This window comes from Rhizobium tropici CIAT 899, from assembly GCF_000330885.1.
Classification (GTDB): Bacteria; Pseudomonadota; Alphaproteobacteria; order Rhizobiales; family Rhizobiaceae; genus Rhizobium; species Rhizobium tropici.
In genome coordinates, this window is record NC_020059.1 from 1586625 (window position 1) to 1603028 (window position 16404).

A 16404-nucleotide genomic window follows, 5' to 3' on the forward strand; every position below is an offset into this window, starting at 1 on the left:
CGAGGAAGATTAAAATGGCGGAAATCCGCATCGAACAAGTTCGCAAGGCCTATGGCCGTAATCCGGTCGTTCATGGCGTCGACCTGAATTTCCGATCGGGCGAATTTGTCGTCATCCTCGGACCTTCCGGCTGCGGCAAGTCCACGTTGCTGCGCATGATCGCCGGGCTTGAAGATATCACCTCGGGCGAGATCAGCATTGACGGTAAGGTGGTCAACCAGCTCGAGCCGCGCGAGCGCGGCTGCGCCATGGTCTTCCAGAACTATGCGCTCTATCCGCACATGGATGTCGCAGCCAACATGGGCTATGCGCTCAAGGTCGCCGGCGTGCCACGCGCCGAGCGCGAGCGCCGCATCAAGGAAACTGCCAAGATCGTCGGCCTCGAAGATTTCCTCGCCCGCAAGCCGGCCGAGCTTTCCGGCGGTCAGCGCCAGCGCGTCGCCATGGGCCGCGCCATCATCCGCGAGCCGAAGGTCTTCCTCTTCGACGAACCGCTTTCCAATCTCGATGCCAAGCTGCGCGTGCAGATGCGTGTGGAAATCCGCCGCCTGCACAAGCGCCTTTCGGCGACGTCGGTCTTCGTGACGCACGACCAGGTCGAGGCCATGACGCTCGCTGACAAGCTTGTCGTCATGTACAAGGGCAATGTCGAGCAGGTCGGCACGCCACTCGAGGTCTACAACACGCCGCGCACCCGTTTCGTCGGCTCCTTCATCGGCTCCCCGGCCATGAATTTCCTGGAAGGCACTTTCGCGGCCAATGGCGAGCAATTCATCTTCGATGGCATTCCGATCGCCATCGACGCCAACATCGGTAAGCGCCATGCCGGCCAGCCGGTCGCCCTCGGCCTCCGGCCGGAACATGCACGCCTCGTTCCCGCCGGCACGCCCGGCGCAATCCCGGCAACGGTCGATTTCGTCGAAGAACTCGGCGCCGGCCGTGTCATCCATTGCGATATCAATGGTTCAAGCTTCGCTGTCGCCGTTGCCGATCATACGACAGGCCAGACCGGTCAGTCGGTTGCGCTGGAACTGCCGCAGCAGCACACGCACCTCTTCGCCCAGGATACCGGGCTGCGGCTCGACGCGGTTGCCTCTGTTACGCCGCTCAAGGTGCTGGCAAGCTGATTTCAAACATAGCTTTTCAGTAGGTATAGCCCGGAAGTTTTCCCGACTTCCGGGCTTTTTATGTGTCGGAGGTCGACTGAGTTTAAGTGAAGTTGGGTTTGCGCAGGGATATTCCGGCACGATACCGATGAATACTCGATCGCAGGGGACTGCCGCGCCCGCAAATCCGGCGCGGCAGGAAACGAGATTACTTCTCGGTTGCGATCAGCCCACGAACGAACCAGCGCTGCATCAGCACGACGACGGCCAGCGGCGGCAGCATGACGATCAGCGTGCCGGCCATGGCGATGTGCCATTCCGGAAGGCCGCCGATGTTCGGGATGAGCTGCTTGAGTTCGGTCACGGCGGTTGCATGCGCCGGATCGGTGGTGACGAGCAACGGCCAGAGATACTGATTCCAGGCCCAGAGGAACATGATGGTGCCGAGGGCAGCCATATTGGTGCGCGACAGCGGCATCAGAATATCGATGAAGAAGCGCAGCGCACCGGCGCCATCCATGCGAGCGGCTTCCGTCAGCTCATCCGGTATCGTGAGAAAGAACTGGCGATAGAGGAATGTACCGGTCGCCGTAGCGATCAGCGGTAGGATCAGGCCGGGATAGGAATTGAGCAGCCCGAGGTTCAGCGAGACTTCGATACCCGTAAGCTTTGCGATGAGCCAGGTGATGCCGGTGAGGTCGAGCAGCCCCTGATAGGGTGACAGGACGTTGGCGGCAACGGCATAGGTCGGCACGATACGCACTTCGAGCGGCAGCATGAGCGTTATGAAGATCAGCCAGAAAATAAAGTGGCGGCCAGGATAGCGGAAATAGACCAGGGAAAAGGCCGTTATCGCCGAAATGAGCACCTTGCCCACCGCAACGCCGGTGGCGAAGATCAGGCTGTTCAGTAGCTTGGGGCCGAGATTGGCGGTCGTCCAGGCCGTCTTCATGTTGACCCAGAAATCCGAGCCGGGGATCAGCGACATCGGCACTTTGTTGACGTCGGCGATGTTATGCGATGCCGCAATGGCGACGATAGCCAGCGGGCCTACGGCGATGCTGAAGCCGATGAACAGGATCAGATGAGTGAAGAAGTTAAGGATGGGGGTGCGCTCGATCATGTCAGCCTCAACGGTAATGCACGCGCTTCTCGATGAAGCGGAACTGGAAGATGGTCAGCAGGACGATCAGCAGCATAAGAATGATGCTCTGCGCCGCCGCCCCGGAAAAATCGAGACCTTTGAAGCCGTCCGAATAGATCTTGTAGACCATGAGGTTGGTCGAGTTGTGCGGGCCGCCCGATGTCATGATGTCGACGATGCCGAATGAATCCTGGAAGCTTTCGGTGATGTTGATGACGAGCAGGAAGAAGATCGTCGGCGTGATCAACGGGAACTGGATATCCCGGAAGCGGCGGAGCACGCCGGAGCCGTCAATGGCGGCCGCTTCGATCAGCGAGCGTGGAATGGCCTGGAAGGCGGCGAGAAAGAAGATGAAGCTGTAGCCGATATATTTCCAGGAGAACGCGGCGATGACCGAGGCCATGGCGGCGTTGCCATCGAGACCCGGATCCCAAAATCCCGGCCAATAGTGATTGACGATGGACATGAAGCCGGCTTCAGGCGCCAGGATGAAGCGGAAGGCCATGGCCGATGCGGGAGCAGCGATGCCGTAAGGCCAGATGAGCACGACACGATAGATTTTCGAGCCCCGCAGCTGCCGGTCGGTCAGTGCAGCGAGGATCAGCGCGACCACCATGGAAATCGCGGTGCTGATAGCTGCGAAGGCGATGCTGATCGTCACCGAGTTCCAGTAATCGGAATTGGCAAGGATGGATCTGAAATTATCGAGCCCCACCCAGATGTTGCCGCCGCCCCAGGGCTGCTGCAGCGTTAGGGACCAGAAGATCGCCTGACCTGCCGGCCAATAGAAAAAGGTGAAGATGAGGAGCAGCTGCGGCACTGCGAACAGGATGCCGACGCTCCATTTGTTGAAAGTTACTCGCTTTTCCATTGTCTCTACCGGCTTGAGATCTCGATGCCACGCTTGCCTTCATAACGAACGTCCGCCGGGAAACCCCGGCGGACGCTGTTCTGTTACGAGCTTTGCGGCTTACGGCAGCTGCTTGCCCTTATAGGTGGCTTCGAAGCGCTCGAGCACGGCATTGCCGTTCTTGGCGAGATTGTCGATGCCTTCCTGGACGCTGACCTTGTTGGCAAAGATGGCCTGCATCTGGTTGCCGAATTCAGCGCGGATCTGCGTGAAATTGCCGAGACGGATACCGCGGGTAATCTGGGTCGGTTCCGAAGCGGTCAAGCTGGCGATGGCGACTTCGCGGCCCTTATAGGGAGCCTTGTCATAGAAGCCGGAGGACTTCATGAATTCAAAACCGGAATTGGTAACCGGGATGTAGCCGGTGTTGGTCGACCAGAAGAGAGCGGTCTTGGGGTCGTGGATGAAGTTCAGGAACGCAGCGGCGCCCTTGTATTCGTCAGCCGACTTGCCGGAGAGAACCCAAAGCGAAGCGCCGCCGACCAGCGAATTCTTGCGCTCGGTGCCGGCATAGACCGGAAGCTCGGCAACATCCCAGTTCATGCCGGCTTTCTGCGTCTTGCCAACCGTGCCATGGTCGCCGACCGAGGTCATGATCATCTGGCAATCGCCCGCTGCAAAGGCCTGAACCATGTCCTGGCCGAGGTCCTTGGACTTGATCTTGATGAGGCCCTGATCGTACCAGCTCTTGAGGTCGGTCACATATTTGACGAACTTGGTCTTGTTGACCTCAAGACGGGCGTCGAGGCCATCATAGCCGTTATTCTTGGTGGCGATCGGCTGATTGTGGATGGCGGAGAACTGTTCCATCAGCTGCCAGCTTTCGTTGCCGGAGATGTTGATGGCCATCGGGCAATCATAGCCGGCACCCTTGAGCGCCTTCATGTCTTCGGCGGCTTCTTCCCAGGTCTTCGGAGCGGCAGTCTTGCCGATCTTCGCGAAGGAGTCCTTGTTCCAGTAGAGCAGGGCGGTCGAGGAGTTGAACGGGAAGGAGAGCAGCTCGCCCTTCGACGTTGCATAGTAGCGTGCAATGCCGGGGAAATAGTCGTTCCAGTCGATCTTGTAACCGTTTTCGGACATCAATTTGCCGGCCGGGTAATAGGCGCCGGAGAGCATCATGGTCGCGGTGCCGGCATCGTAGACCTGAACGATTGCGGGCTGCTTGCCGGCGCGGAAGGCGGCGATGGTGTTCTGCAGGGCGGCGTCATAGTTACCCTGGCTGACGCAGGAGACTTCATAATCCTTTTGGGAATCGTTGAAGTTCTTGCAGAGCGTCTGAACGACACGTTCCAGGTCGCCCGACAGACCGAACCAGAAATCGAACTTGACCGGCGCTGCGGCAGCCGGCATCGCCAGAGCGACGCTCATGACGCCAGCGGCGGCGGCAGAAATGTAATTTTTAAGTTTCGACATATCCCTATTTCCTTTTGAAAGCTCGGAACCGGTGGTCTTGCGCAAGTCCGCGGTAGCGCGGGTTATAGACAAGCTGTGTGACAGTTTGTTGTGGGCAAGAATCCCGCATTGGCGGGCTTTTTCACAAGGGTTGCTGTCTGTGGAGGAGCGCTCTTTGCAGGATCGTGCACTTGAGATCCCGTTGATAAAGAAATGGGGCTGGCAGGCGTTTGCCCACGGATTGCTGATCGGCAAAAAGACGCAATACTCCTCCTTGTCTGTGCCTACAGCCGTGTTGCAAGATCGGTGACCGGAAATTCGGAAGGCATTGGAGGAGTGGGAGCATGGGCCTCAGCGAGCGGCAGAAAATGGCAGCGGGAGAGTGGTACTGCTGCTTTGATCCCGAACTCGACGCCTTGCGCTGGCGGGCGCGCGAAGCTGTGCATGCACATAATACAATGCCGCCGTCCGAACGCGGCCATCTCGCCCCGGCCTTATCTGCTCTCTTTGCCGAGATCGGCGAAGGCGTCTTCATAGAGGCGCCGTTTCACTGCTCCTATGGCATCAATATATCGCTTGGCCGCCGGGTCTATATGAATGCCGGCTGTACGATCCTCGACAGCGCCAGCGTGCGCATCGGCGACGGCAGCATGCTGGGGCCGGGGGTCCATATCTATTGTGCCGAACATCACAAGGATGCCGAACTGCGCGGAGCGGGCATGGAGATCGCGCGGCCGGTAACGATAGGCAGAAGCGTCTGGATCGGCGGTGGAGCGATCTTGGTCGGTGGCATCACGGTAGGCGATGGCGCGATCATCGGCGCCGGCGCGGTCGTGACCAGAGATGTTGCCGCCGGGGCGACTGTTGTCGGCAATCCTGCTCGTCCCGTTCGCGCGGGATAGGAAGTTTAGTTCGCCGGGCGGCGTTTTCGCGTCCACCATACGGCGAAGCGGCGGCGCCAGCGGCGCACCATAGGCATGTCGTGCGAGAGCACGATGAAGCCCAGTGGCAGCATCCAGAAGCCGAGCACCGGCAAGAAGCCGAGCAGTCCGCCGAAAATCAGCGCTATCCCTACGCCGACGCGGGCAAGGCGCGATCGGGGCAGGGGGATTCTCACGGAGCCGAAAACCAGCTCGCGGGTCGCGGGATCAATGCCAAAACGGCGGGTTTTCCGGCCATTCCGATCGGCATTTGCTGTCGTTTCGCTTTGATCGGTCATCCACAGGAAATGGTGGCGGGAGGAAATAATGCAAGAGAATTCATTTTTTTTGAAAAAACCGCTTGGCAAATCGGGAAAGCATTTGTATTACCCCGCTCACACCGCGCCAAGCGCATTCCCTGGTAGCTCAGCGGTAGAGCATTCGACTGTTAATCGACAGGTCGCCGGTTCGAATCCGGCCCGGGGAGCCACTTTTTTCCACAGAACTGAAGTATATAACGGCGCTGGAGCGCCCGGTTGGATCTAGTTCCGCTTTTGCGGTTCTAAAGGCTGATCAATGCGGCTGGGCTTATAGCAGCGCATTTTTGCAGTTTTATTGCACCTGGCTCACGGTAGTGATTTCCGCGGAGGCTCGTTCGGTTCGATCACCGCATCCTCGTTGACCTGTCTTTCCCATTCATGCCAGATTGCCGCGGCTTGTCAGCCAGGCACCAATGCCGGCGGGCAATTCGGGGATATCGGCCAGATTCGGCGGATTGGGGATAAAATGGCTGAGAATACGAGCTTTCGTGGTGAGGTGGTGCTGGGCTGGATTCTGAGCGCGATCGTTATTCTTGCATTGGCGGCCGATGCGGCTGTCGATCTCTTTGTGCCGTCATTGATTGGCCCGCAGATGGCGGAGACGGGCTTTCCCGCCAATCTGGCTACGGTGGTGGGTTTGATCATCCTCGTCAGTGTTGTTCTTTACGCAATTCCGCGCACCGCGGTTCTTGGAGCTATCCTCACGACCGGGTTCTTCGGCGGTGCTATTTGCACCCATTTGCGTCTCGGAGAGATCGGTTCTCCACCACAACTTATCGGTTTATTGCTCGGCATCATGGCGTGGGGCGGTCTCTATCTTCGGGATGAACGTATTCGGCGCCTGCTGCCCCTGCGTTCGGTGAGTGGCTGAAAAACGGCTCGCGCCTCATTTGAAGTTTTTGCGGTGCAATAACAACATCTTGCGCTGCACCTTATCTCGGCGGCAACCGCGAATGATAGCGGGCTAAAGGGATTGTTCCAACGTGAGATATCAACGACCTGCGAGAGCCTGCGGAGCCGGCTTCCGGGCAGATATATGTGGTATTTCTGAAAAAATAAGTTCAAGGTATGGTTGCTCTCGCGAATGTGAGGGCATGTTCATGTGTCGTTAATGCGATGCGGCGCATGAACATAATGCGCGATCCGCGCAGCATAGTCCCCCAATGCTTTAGAGGTTCGACATGAAAAATCTGATTCTTGCTTCTGCAGTAGCTGTGGCGTCGGTCTTTGCCTTCAGCGTGCCGTCCGAGGCCGCTCCGATGCATCATCGTCATTACCATCAGCACCATCATCATCACTGCCATGTGAAGAAGGTAAAGCGCAAGGTTCATGGACGCTGGGTTATCCGCCATGTGCGCGTCTGCCGCTGATCGCAAGACGCTTGGAACCGGCGCAAGTTCCTCTTAAAACAATAGGGCCGCCGCCGGAGTTCCGGTGGCGGCCTTATTGTTTGTGTTATTCCTCGAAGTGACCCGCTGCCTACCTTGTATCCGACGTGAGCTTGGCAGGTATCATTCCGATAAGGCAACCGGCCGCACTAAGGCCGAATCTCGAATATCACGCCGCCATGGCGGCGATGATGATAGCGACGGTCGTCCCGCCATCTGTCATCCCAATGGCGGCGGCGATCCCAGCCGCGGTCACCATGCCAGTAACGGCGATCGCGATCACGCCAGTGGGGACGGTCGCGATCACGCCAGCGGGGACGGTCGTCATCGCCCCATCTGCGCGATCCTTGCTCTTGCACAAGGATAAGATCCGACGCGCGCGATATAGATGGACTGCTCGGCGGCGCGGCCATCGCGGGGAGGGCGGCGGGTAGCGCAGAGCCTGTGGCCAGCGTCACGCTCAAGGCGAGTGAAGCAAAGTGGTGTTTCAAGATTCTAACTCCTGTAGTCAGCCATGTCCCTTTCATCGCTAAACGCCAGGGCATCGACTAGGTTCCCCTTTTCGTTGACTGGAGATCCTTGTGATACCCGAACTGATCGCAGGAGGAGCGGCTGATTGCAGGTGTTACAGTAAAAAAGGGGGGCGGCAGGGAAAGCCGGCCCCCTTCCTTCTCTGATCGGAGGTCAAGTCTGATCAGGTTAGAAGTTGCGTTCGAAGCGCAGGATGCCCGAAACGGTGTCGTCGTGGGCATAGTCGTAATGAACGTAAGTCAGTTCCGGCTCGACCAGGAGGTTCTTGACCGGGTTGAACTTCAGGTTCGTGGTTGCTTCGAAGATCTTCGAGTCGCTGTAAGCAAGCTGCAGGTTCCACTTCAGCTTGTCATTGACCGGAACGCCAACGCCGCCCCAGACAGCCCAGTCACCCCAGCCGCACTTCGATGCATTGACGGTACCGTTCGGTGCCGTGCAGGCGGAGACGTCCTGGTTGGTGCCGGCATACTTGTTGAGCTTGTCGCCGTCCGTGTTCCAACCACCCATCAAGAAGGCCGTGAATGCGCCGAAGTCAGCATCGACGCGAGCCTTGATGGCGCCTTCTTCGACGATCGAGTCGTAACCGCCGACGACCTTGAAGCCCCATGCACCGGATTTGAAGCCGGCACCGGCAACGACGTCAGGAGCGTAGTGGTTCTGCCTGTCATCCGTCCACCAGCTTGCGCCGTAAGATGCCGAACCGGTCGTAGCGGAGTTGGAATCTTCAAGCGAGATTACGGCCGAGAAGCCGTTGCCGCCGTCATATTCATAGGTCAACTGGTTCAGTTCGTACGGGCCGTCATAGATCACGTCGTCGTTGATGACGTCGCCGGCGTAGCCGATGTACAGGTTGTACTGCGAGTCCTTCTTACCAACCGTAAAGCCGCCGAGGCTGATGTAAGACCACAGCAGGTTGGTGGAGGTGGAGCCGCCATCGTTCCAGTCCCAGCGAACGATGGTTTCGGTCTTCAGCGGACCGTATTCGGTGTCGGTTGCGGTATCAACGTTCAGTTCGGCGCGGGTATGCCACAGCGTGCCCTGATGACTGTCACGGTTATAGGCGTTGTACCACTCACCTTCGGTACGTACCTTGCCGCCGATCTTGAGGCAGGTTTCGGTGCCCGGGATGAAGAAGTAGCCAGCACCGTACGCGTCGCAAATGCGGACGTATTCCAGCGGCTCCGGCTCAGCTGCTACGATCGCATCAGCCGCGTGAGCACCGGATACTGCTGCCAGCGCAGCAGCGGAGCCGAGAAGAAGGCTCTTGATGTTCATAATAACTCCAATCTTTCTTGATTGGGCATGAGATATCGCGCCGAAAAACGACGTGCCCAACCCCATCCCGTTCATGTTCCCTATCAGTAGGTGCGAAGTAATAAGCCTCGCGAACTATTTCCTGAACCTGCTTCGGTGATTTGGCAAGATACTAAGGGTATGGAACTATATGTGTGCTACTTGAAATCCGACGCTGTTGCAAAAATGACGCAAATCGCGGAGCCTCCCCGGCCACAACGCCGTTGAATCGCACTTGAATAGGCTTTGTTCCACGAACCAGAAAGCGTTTACGTCTCCGCGCGTTAGAGTCGACAGCGGCCCGATGAGGGCGGTGACCCCGAAACATTTTACCGAGCCATGAGTGTTGAAATAATTGTCGGGCGGAAAAACTGAACATCATCCTAAAGCGGAGAAGATGGCAGCTCGTCTGGCGTTCCACCTCGTTGCGATTGCAGCTATCTGGCCGTGGTGCGTCCGACGACATTACTGGGGGCGTAGTCTCGTCGGACGCGGCACTGTCCGGTCTGTGGGTGGCGTACAAACCGGTAGTACTAATTCTAGCATCTACCTTAGGTCCCTATAACCTACCTGAATGGGCTGGCATCGACCGCACCTCCAGACGGGTGGCGATCCCCCGAGTCGGCGATGTTCTTTTGCTCCCGAACCCGGTTGGTTCGCGATAATTCGGGGCGATTGGCAGAGCATCCGGGTTCGCCCGTTGTCGGCAGTTGCGCCTCGTGTTGCAGCCGGTCTTTGCCGATGCAAATGAAGGATCGGGTAGGGCGCCTCTGATTGTCTATATCGGGCGCGTCCCGCGGCGCTGAAACCGAGCCGCTCGTAAAGGACCGGGCCGGCATTTTGCTCGCCCGCGTGAGCAAATATCTTTTCGGAATGAAAAAAGGGCGGGATTCGGAATGAACCCTCTTGCGGTTTTCTTTGGATCATTCTAAATCCGCGCCACCACAACGCAAATTGCTTTCGGATGGCCTCGTGGCGGAGTGGTTACGCAGAGGACTGCAAATCCTTGCACCCCGGTTCGATTCCGGGCGAGGCCTCCATCCCTTCCAAAACGGATTTATAAATATCTGATTTCGTTTTGTGTTTTCAGCTGTGGCAATCGTTGCCCCTGAGCTTTCCTTCGCATACACCGCCTGTAATGATTTTGGCGGTTCCATCCAGCTAATCAAGGCCTCGAGCAAAGGATCGCTACACTGTGATCAAGCGAGATCGCGGCCGGAGCATTCACTCTAGCGGCTGGGCATGGCGTTTCCCTGCGGTCGAGTGATCTTGGATTTCGGGTTTATGACGAAGCCGTCAGCCTGACGGTGTCAGTGAATTCGCATCCATCAAAAGCAAAAGCGGTCCAGTCTAGGGAAAAAAACTGGGCCGCCTTTTGCTGGACTAGAGGTCAATCAAATTCAGCACGCTAATTATAAGTTTGGCTTAGTATTTGTCAACGGAAATAGGACGAGGGACGTTGAGCGTTGCTGGCGGGCCTATTCCTCAAGGCACGGAAAGGCGAATTTATAGGCGCGTGCGATCAGAGAACTGGCGGGCCGCTCCAGTTGCCAGGAGTGCTCCGCCATCCATTTGCAGGCTATCGTCGTTGCCTTTGTATTGCTGAGTTCGGGCGGCAGACAGAAAGCGCCCACGAACTGTTGAAGGTAGCGCTCGTAGCGCGACGAGTTCTTAGGCGTCTGCTTCGTGGCCCGGATCGTCAGGTTCTTCGTTCGCTGGGCTTCATCGAGAATGCCCTGGATATAGACCGAAGCGAGCGTTCGGTCCTCTTCGCACCATTCGTCGAGCTGCTTTCCGGTAACGACATGTCCGATGATCGGGGCTCTGTCCTTCGCCTCATCCTCGCTTGATGTTTCCTCGCTCAACGCGACTTGGGGCAGGAGAAGGAGAAGCGCTGCGGCGAAGAGCGAAAGCCTCATTCGGAAAACCTACATCATCGAGGAAAGACTCGCGGCCAGAAAAACCACCAGCGGCAGCGACGTTACGACGAAAAGAACGAGAGAAACAGGCATCCCAGCCACCTTCTATTCAAATTTCATATCTGGGCCGAATGGCTTCGGGCCGGAAGGTCGATTGGTCACCACACGGGTCCAACGCATTGAAGCGTGGTCGCGCGAAGTTAACATTTTGCTAACGAGTGTCCCGGTCCGGAGCATGGCGGATCCGTAAGATGTCGCATATCCCGGATGCACGGCGCTGACTTGTATTTGCGGATGTCAATTGTTGTTCATCGGCGACGCCTCGCCATGAATCTCCACGGCTGTTGCCGCAATGCCTTGAAAGCGCAGCGTCAGGCGATTAAGACACGCGTAACAGAAAGTAGAGCCAGCCCGGTCTGGCACCAAGGGCGCAAGAGGATAAGATGGATTTCGAAGCAGCGCGCGTGAAGATGGTCGAGAACCAGATCCGGACGACGGATGTCACCTCCCATTCCGTGTTGAATGCATTTTTCGCCGTGTCGCGCGAAAATTTCGTGCCGGAGAAGTCGAAGCTCCTGGCCTATGTCGATTGCGATATCGAGGTCGCTCCTGGCCGTTTCCTGATGGAAGCCTCGCCGCTCGCAAAGCTGCTGCAGCTCGGCGCCATTACTAAGGATGACAAGGTTCTCGATGTCGGCTGCGGCACGGGTTACGTGTCCGCCGTCCTGTCACTTCTCGCCGGCAAGGTTATCGCGCTTGAATCCAACGAGGAGCTCGCGGCTCAGGCGAAGGCCAATCTCGCCGCGCTTGGCTACGACAATGTGACCGTCGTTGGCGGTGACCTTGAAAAGGGTCATGCCGCCGATGCACCCTATGATGTGATTTTCCTCAACGGTTCGATCGAACAATTGCCGCAGGGCCTGCTCGACCAGCTCGGCGAAGATGGCCGCCTTATCACCGTTATCGGCTATGGCCATGCCGCGCGCGCGACCGTTTTCATGCGCGAACGCGGTGCGTTCTCGGAAAACGTCTTCTTCAACGCCTCGATCAAGCCGCTGCCGGGCTTTGCCAAGGCCAAGGAATTCGTCTTCTGATTTCCTGAAGGTACGATGATTGAGCTTGCGACAGGCGCCTTCGGGTGCCTGTTTTTTATTGTCGCGCCTTGTGGCAGAATCACGCTTAGCAGAGCGATTCGTCGTGATCGTAACAAAACTGTGCATCACCGGGTTTAGTGCTTTTCAGGTGATTTTGTTCCCGAAGACAGTCATCTAGGGTGGCCCTGATTCGGGTGCCGCCTGGCGAGTTTATGGTGCGAGTTTCCGGTCGTCGAATATGGGAAAACGGGGATGAATATGGCTCAGCCAAATGTAGTGCGTGAACCGTCCATGGAAGAAATTCTGGCGTCGATCCGCAGGATCATCGAAAGCAACGAACCCGTAGGTGCCAAGCCGACCCCCATGACGCATTTTGCCGCTTCCGGCATGCGTGACGACGACATTCAATTGACTGTGGATGAAGAATTCGCCGCCGCCGATCGCGCACGCGCTGCCGAGCAGGATCCGCGTTTCGTTGCGGCAAATTCGCAGGTGCCCGCTGTCGAACCGGAAGGTGCGGGCCGCGGTCTGTCGCTGGCCGATGTTGCCGCGCGCGTGCGCGCTGCCTCCGAACGCAATACCGCCGCCTTACTGAATGCCGGGCGGGAGCCGCGCGAGCTGCCGCCGGCCATAGCCGCACGCCTTGCCGAGGTGCATGTCGAGCCGATCGCCGATGTCCCTCTGAGGCAGGCCATTGCAGATGTTGCCGCACCGGTTGTTCAGCCTGTTTTGCGGGCGGTGGCCGAGGGTGAACCTGAGATGGAAGCGCGGAGGCCAATGGCTGCTTCTACGGCGCCTCAGGCCGAGGCACCTATTTTTGAGGCGCCGGAACCAGCCGTTGCCACGGAAGTGGAAGCGCCTCTGTCGTCGGCCCAGGCCGTGTCTGTGTCGCCACTGCTGTCGGAAGCGGCCGGCGCACAGGTTTCCCGCTCGTTCGAGGAGTTGGCTGCCATCGTCGATGGCGGTCCGCGCCGCTCCCTTGACGAGCTTGCCCAGGAGATGCTGCGACCCATGCTGCAGGAATGGCTCGACGATAACTTGCCGACCCTTGTGGAGCGCCTCGTGCGTGAGGAAATCGAACGAGTGGCCCGCGGTTCGCGCCGCTGACAAGCCTGAGCTTCGGGTAGCCGATCCGCCGCTCCGGGCTCCGGGGCGGCTTTTTTATTGACTTGCCCACGGCCATCCTATTTACAACCCGCATCACCCAGTCCTCTAGATCCGGTCCTAAAATGCTCGACAAAACATATGATTCCGCCACCGTCGAACCGAAGATCGCCCAAAAATGGGATGAGGCCGACGCCTTTCGCGCCGGCGCGAACGCCAAGCCCGGCGCGGAAACCTTCACGATCGTCATACCGCCGCCGAACGTGACCGGTTCGCTGCACATGGGCCATGCGCTGAACAACACGCTGCAGGACATCATGGTGCGGTTCGAGCGCATGCGCGGCAAGGACGTTCTCTGGCAGCCGGGCATGGACCATGCCGGCATCGCCACGCAGATGGTCGTCGAACGCCGTCTCGCCGAACGGCAGCAGCCGGATCGCCACAAGATGGGACGCGAAGCCTTCATTCAGAAGGTCTGGGAGTGGAAGGACGAGTCCGGCGGGTTGATCTTCAACCAGCTGAAGCGCCTCGGCGCTTCCTGCGACTGGTCGCGCGAGCGCTTCACGATGGACGAGGGACTGTCTAAGGCCGTTCTCGAAGTCTTCGTCACGCTCTACAAGGAAGGTCTGATCTATCGCGACAAGCGGCTGGTCAACTGGGATCCGAAGATGCTGACCGCGATTTCGGACATCGAAGTCGAGCAGCACGAGGTCAACGGCAATCTCTGGTACCTGCGTTATCCGCTGGAACCGGGCGTCACCTATCAGCATCCGATCGCCTTCGATGAAAAGGGCAAGCCGACGGAGTGGGAAACGCGCGATTATCTCGTCGTCGCCACCACCCGTCCCGAAACCATGCTCGGCGATACCGGCGTTGCCGTTAATCCGGAAGATGAGCGCTACAAGCCGCTCGTCGGCAAGCATGTCGTCCTGCCGATCGTCGGTCGCCGCATCCCGATCGTTGCCGACGAATATCCGGATCCGACGGCCGGAACGGGGGCGGTCAAGATGACGCCTGCGCATGATTTCAACGACTTCGACGTCGGCAAGCGCCGCGGCCTGCGCGTTGTCAACATTCTGACGCCGGAAGCGACCATCACCATCAAGGACAACGAGGATTTCCTTGAAGGTCTCGACAACCCTGCAGCCCTGCACGGGGCCTGGGACGAGCTGGAAGGCAAGGATCGCTTCGAGGCGCGCAAGATCATCGTCCGCATTTTCGAAGAATCGGGCCTGCTGGACAAAATCGAGCCGCACAAGCACATGGTTCCGCATGGCGACCGTGGCGGCGTGCCGATCGAGCCGCGCCTGACGGAACAGTGGTATGTCGACGCCAAGACGCTCGCCGAACCGGCGATCGCCTCGGTCCGCGAAGGGCGCACGAAGCTCGTTCCGAAAAGCTGGGATAAGACCTATTACGACTGGATGGAAAACATCCAGCCATGGTGCGTTTCCCGTCAGCTGTGGTGGGGCCATCAGATTCCGGCCTGGTACGGACCCGATGGCCAGGTCTTCGTCGAAAAGACCGAGGAAGAGGCACTGCAGGCTGCGATCCAGCATTATCTGTCGCATGAAGGGCCGATGAAGGCCTATGTCGAGGACCTGTTAGAGAACTTCAAGCCGGGCGAAATCCTGACGCGCGACGAAGACGTGCTCGACACCTGGTTCTCGTCGGCGCTTTGGCCTTTCTCGACGCTCGGCTGGCCGGATGAGACGCCGGAATTGGCTCGCTACTATCCGACGAACGTCCTCGTCACCGGCTTCGATATCATCTTCTTCTGGGTTGCCCGCATGATGATGATGAGCCTTCACTTCATGAAGGACGAGGGTGGTGAGCCTGTCGAGCCGTTCAATACGGTCTATGTCCACGCCCTGGTGCGCGACAAGAACGGGCAGAAGATGTCGAAGTCCAAGGGCAACGTCATCGATCCTCTTGAGCTGATCGATCAGTACGGCGCCGATTCACTGCGTTTCACGCTGGCGATCATGGCGGCGCAGGGTCGCGACGTGAAGCTCGATCCTGCCCGCATCGCCGGCTACCGCAATTTCGGCACCAAGCTTTGGAACGCGACGCGCTTTGCCGAAATGAACGGCGCCAAGAGCGACCCGCATTTCGTGCCGGAAGCCGCAGAGCTCACCGTCAACCGCTGGATCCTGACGGAACTGGCGCGCGCGGAGCGTGACGTGACCGAGGCGCTGGAAAGCTTCCGCTTCAATGATGCGGCAGGCGCGCTCTATCGCTTCATCTGGAACCAGTTCTGCGATTGGTATCTCGAGCTGTTGAAGCCGATCTTCAATGGCGAAGATGAAGGCGCCAAGGCGGAGGCACAATCTTGTGCTGCCTATGTGCTCGAAGAGACCTACAAGCTGCTGCATCCATTCATGCCCTTCATGACCGAGGAGCTCTGGGCTCATACGGCGGGCGAGGGCAGGGAACGCGACGGCCTGATCTGCCATGCGGATTGGCCGGCGCCGTCCTATGCCGACAACGTCGCCGCCGATGAAATCAATTGGCTGATCGATCTGGTCTCCGGCATTCGCTCCGTGCGTTCGGAAATGAACGTGCCGCCGGCTGCAACGGCGCCGCTGGTCGTTGTCGATGCCAATAGCCTGACGCGCGAGCGCCTGTTCCGTCATGACGCCGCCATCAAGCGGTTGGCGCGCGTGGAATCGGTTTCGCTAGCCGATACCGCACCCAAGGGCGCTGCTCAGATCGTCATCGGCGAGGCGACCATCTGCCTGCCGCTCGGCAGCCTCATCGATCTCTCGGCCGAAAAGGCGCGTCTCGAAAAGGCGATCGCCAAGAACGACCAGGAGATCGCGCGCATCAACGGCAAGCTTTCGAACGAGAAGTTCGTCGCGAACGCGAATCCGGACGTCGTCGCCGCCGAGCGCGAGCGCCTCGGCGAACTCGAGGGGCAACAGGCGAGCCTCAAGGTGGCGCTGGCCCGGGTAAGCGAAGCCGGCTGAGAGGCATTCGCACAAACCAATGTTTTCGCTCAAAGGCGGATGTGCGACCAAATGTGAAAAGCGTCGCAATCGAAGCTGAGACATCGGCGTCGCGTTAGGAAACAGAGATCGAAGAATCGAAAAAGGCATGCGGTATTCGCCGCGTGCCTTTTTTCTATTGCCTCGATTCGATGGAATGAACCGGATCTATGCCCCAGATCCGCCGCCAGTTTCGCACAGGCGAAACAGACTACCCCTGAAGCTGTTGGATACGCTCGAAAAGCAAAACTGTTGTCATATTGTAACAGAATTGTTGCGGTGAAGAATGAGAATCT

The 16404-nt window shown here is 58.4% G+C and carries 15 protein-coding genes and 2 tRNA genes; 10 read left to right on the plus strand and 7 right to left on the minus strand.

Annotated features, from left to right (window positions below; all coding sequences use genetic code 11):
* The first annotated feature begins 14 nt into the window (after positions 1–14).
* On the plus strand, positions 15–1127 hold the full coding sequence (locus RTCIAT899_RS07735; protein WP_015339663.1) for a sn-glycerol-3-phosphate import ATP-binding protein UgpC: 1113 nt from the start codon (positions 15–17) through the stop codon (positions 1125–1127).
* Positions 1128–1314: 187 nt separating this feature from the next.
* On the opposite strand, the gene RTCIAT899_RS07740 is transcribed toward RTCIAT899_RS07735, so the two are convergent.
* The 3 genes from RTCIAT899_RS07740 to RTCIAT899_RS07750 form a co-directional block, all read right to left on the minus strand.
* Positions 1315–2229: an ABC transporter permease subunit gene (locus tag RTCIAT899_RS07740; protein ID WP_015339664.1), complete on the minus strand. Its 915-nt coding sequence runs from the start codon at positions 2227–2229 to the stop codon at positions 1315–1317.
* Between the two features lie 7 nt (positions 2230–2236).
* Positions 2237–3121 (minus strand): carbohydrate ABC transporter permease, encoded by an 885-nt coding sequence (locus RTCIAT899_RS07745; protein ID WP_015339665.1) that lies wholly within the window; start codon positions 3119–3121, stop codon positions 2237–2239.
* A gap of 99 nt (positions 3122–3220) precedes the next feature.
* Positions 3221–4573: an extracellular solute-binding protein gene (locus RTCIAT899_RS07750; protein WP_015339666.1), complete on the minus strand. Its 1353-nt coding sequence runs from the start codon at positions 4571–4573 to the stop codon at positions 3221–3223.
* Positions 4574–4610: 37 nt separating this feature from the next.
* Between RTCIAT899_RS07750 and RTCIAT899_RS07755 the strand changes: the two genes are divergently transcribed.
* Both RTCIAT899_RS07755 and RTCIAT899_RS07760 read left to right on the plus strand, forming a co-directional pair.
* Entirely contained in the window at positions 4611–4862 is a 252-nt protein-coding gene (locus RTCIAT899_RS07755; RefSeq protein WP_135488178.1) for a hypothetical protein, read from the plus strand.
* Between the two features lie 34 nt (positions 4863–4896).
* On the plus strand, positions 4897–5454 hold the full coding sequence (locus RTCIAT899_RS07760) for a sugar O-acetyltransferase (RefSeq protein ID WP_015339667.1): 558 nt from the start codon (positions 4897–4899) through the stop codon (positions 5452–5454).
* A 5-nt stretch (positions 5455–5459) separates the two neighbouring features.
* On the opposite strand, the gene RTCIAT899_RS07765 is transcribed toward RTCIAT899_RS07760, so the two are convergent.
* On the minus strand, positions 5460–5771 hold the full coding sequence (locus RTCIAT899_RS07765) for a hypothetical protein (RefSeq protein ID WP_015339668.1): 312 nt from the start codon (positions 5769–5771) through the stop codon (positions 5460–5462).
* Positions 5772–5887: 116 nt separating this feature from the next.
* On the opposite strand from RTCIAT899_RS07765, the gene RTCIAT899_RS07770 reads away from it, so the two are divergent.
* From RTCIAT899_RS07770 to RTCIAT899_RS31865, 3 genes are all read left to right on the plus strand, one after another.
* Positions 5888–5962, plus strand: a tRNA-Asn gene (locus tag RTCIAT899_RS07770).
* Between the two features lie 296 nt (positions 5963–6258).
* Entirely contained in the window at positions 6259–6663 is a 405-nt protein-coding gene (locus RTCIAT899_RS07775) for a DoxX family protein (protein ID WP_015339669.1), read from the plus strand.
* Between the two features lie 310 nt (positions 6664–6973).
* Complete coding sequence (locus tag RTCIAT899_RS31865) at positions 6974–7162, plus strand: hypothetical protein (RefSeq protein WP_081598371.1); 189 nt, start codon at positions 6974–6976, stop codon at positions 7160–7162.
* Between the two features lie 187 nt (positions 7163–7349).
* Here the strand turns inward: RTCIAT899_RS31865 and RTCIAT899_RS33475 are convergent, their stop codons facing one another.
* On the minus strand, positions 7350–7508 hold the full coding sequence (locus tag RTCIAT899_RS33475; RefSeq protein ID WP_015339671.1) for a hypothetical protein: 159 nt from the start codon (positions 7506–7508) through the stop codon (positions 7350–7352).
* A 371-nt stretch (positions 7509–7879) separates the two neighbouring features.
* Positions 7880–8986 carry a porin gene (locus RTCIAT899_RS07785; RefSeq protein WP_015339672.1) on the minus strand — a complete coding sequence of 369 codons (1107 nt, stop codon included), beginning with the start codon at positions 8984–8986 and terminating at the stop codon, positions 7880–7882.
* A gap of 984 nt (positions 8987–9970) precedes the next feature.
* Here RTCIAT899_RS07785 and RTCIAT899_RS07790 point away from each other — a divergent pair.
* Positions 9971–10044, plus strand: a tRNA-Cys gene (locus RTCIAT899_RS07790).
* 438 nt (positions 10045–10482) lie between these two features.
* Here RTCIAT899_RS07790 and RTCIAT899_RS07795 read toward each other — a convergent pair.
* The gene (locus RTCIAT899_RS07795; RefSeq protein WP_015339673.1) at positions 10483–10923 is read right to left on the minus strand and encodes a Rap1a/Tai family immunity protein; all 441 of its coding nucleotides are present in this window, start codon (positions 10921–10923) and stop codon (positions 10483–10485) included.
* A gap of 443 nt (positions 10924–11366) precedes the next feature.
* On the opposite strand from RTCIAT899_RS07795, the gene RTCIAT899_RS07800 reads away from it, so the two are divergent.
* The 3 genes from RTCIAT899_RS07800 (at position 11367) to RTCIAT899_RS07810 (ending at position 16090) form a co-directional block, all read left to right on the plus strand.
* A complete protein-coding gene (locus RTCIAT899_RS07800; protein ID WP_015339674.1) occupies positions 11367–12017 on the plus strand; it encodes a protein-L-isoaspartate O-methyltransferase family protein in 651 nt (216 codons plus the stop codon).
* A gap of 252 nt (positions 12018–12269) precedes the next feature.
* The gene (locus RTCIAT899_RS07805; protein WP_015339675.1) at positions 12270–13124 is read left to right on the plus strand and encodes a PopZ family protein; all 855 of its coding nucleotides are present in this window, start codon (positions 12270–12272) and stop codon (positions 13122–13124) included.
* 122 nt (positions 13125–13246) lie between these two features.
* Entirely contained in the window at positions 13247–16090 is a 2844-nt protein-coding gene (locus tag RTCIAT899_RS07810) for a valine--tRNA ligase (RefSeq protein WP_015339676.1), read from the plus strand.
* Positions 16091–16404 lie beyond the last annotated feature (314 nt).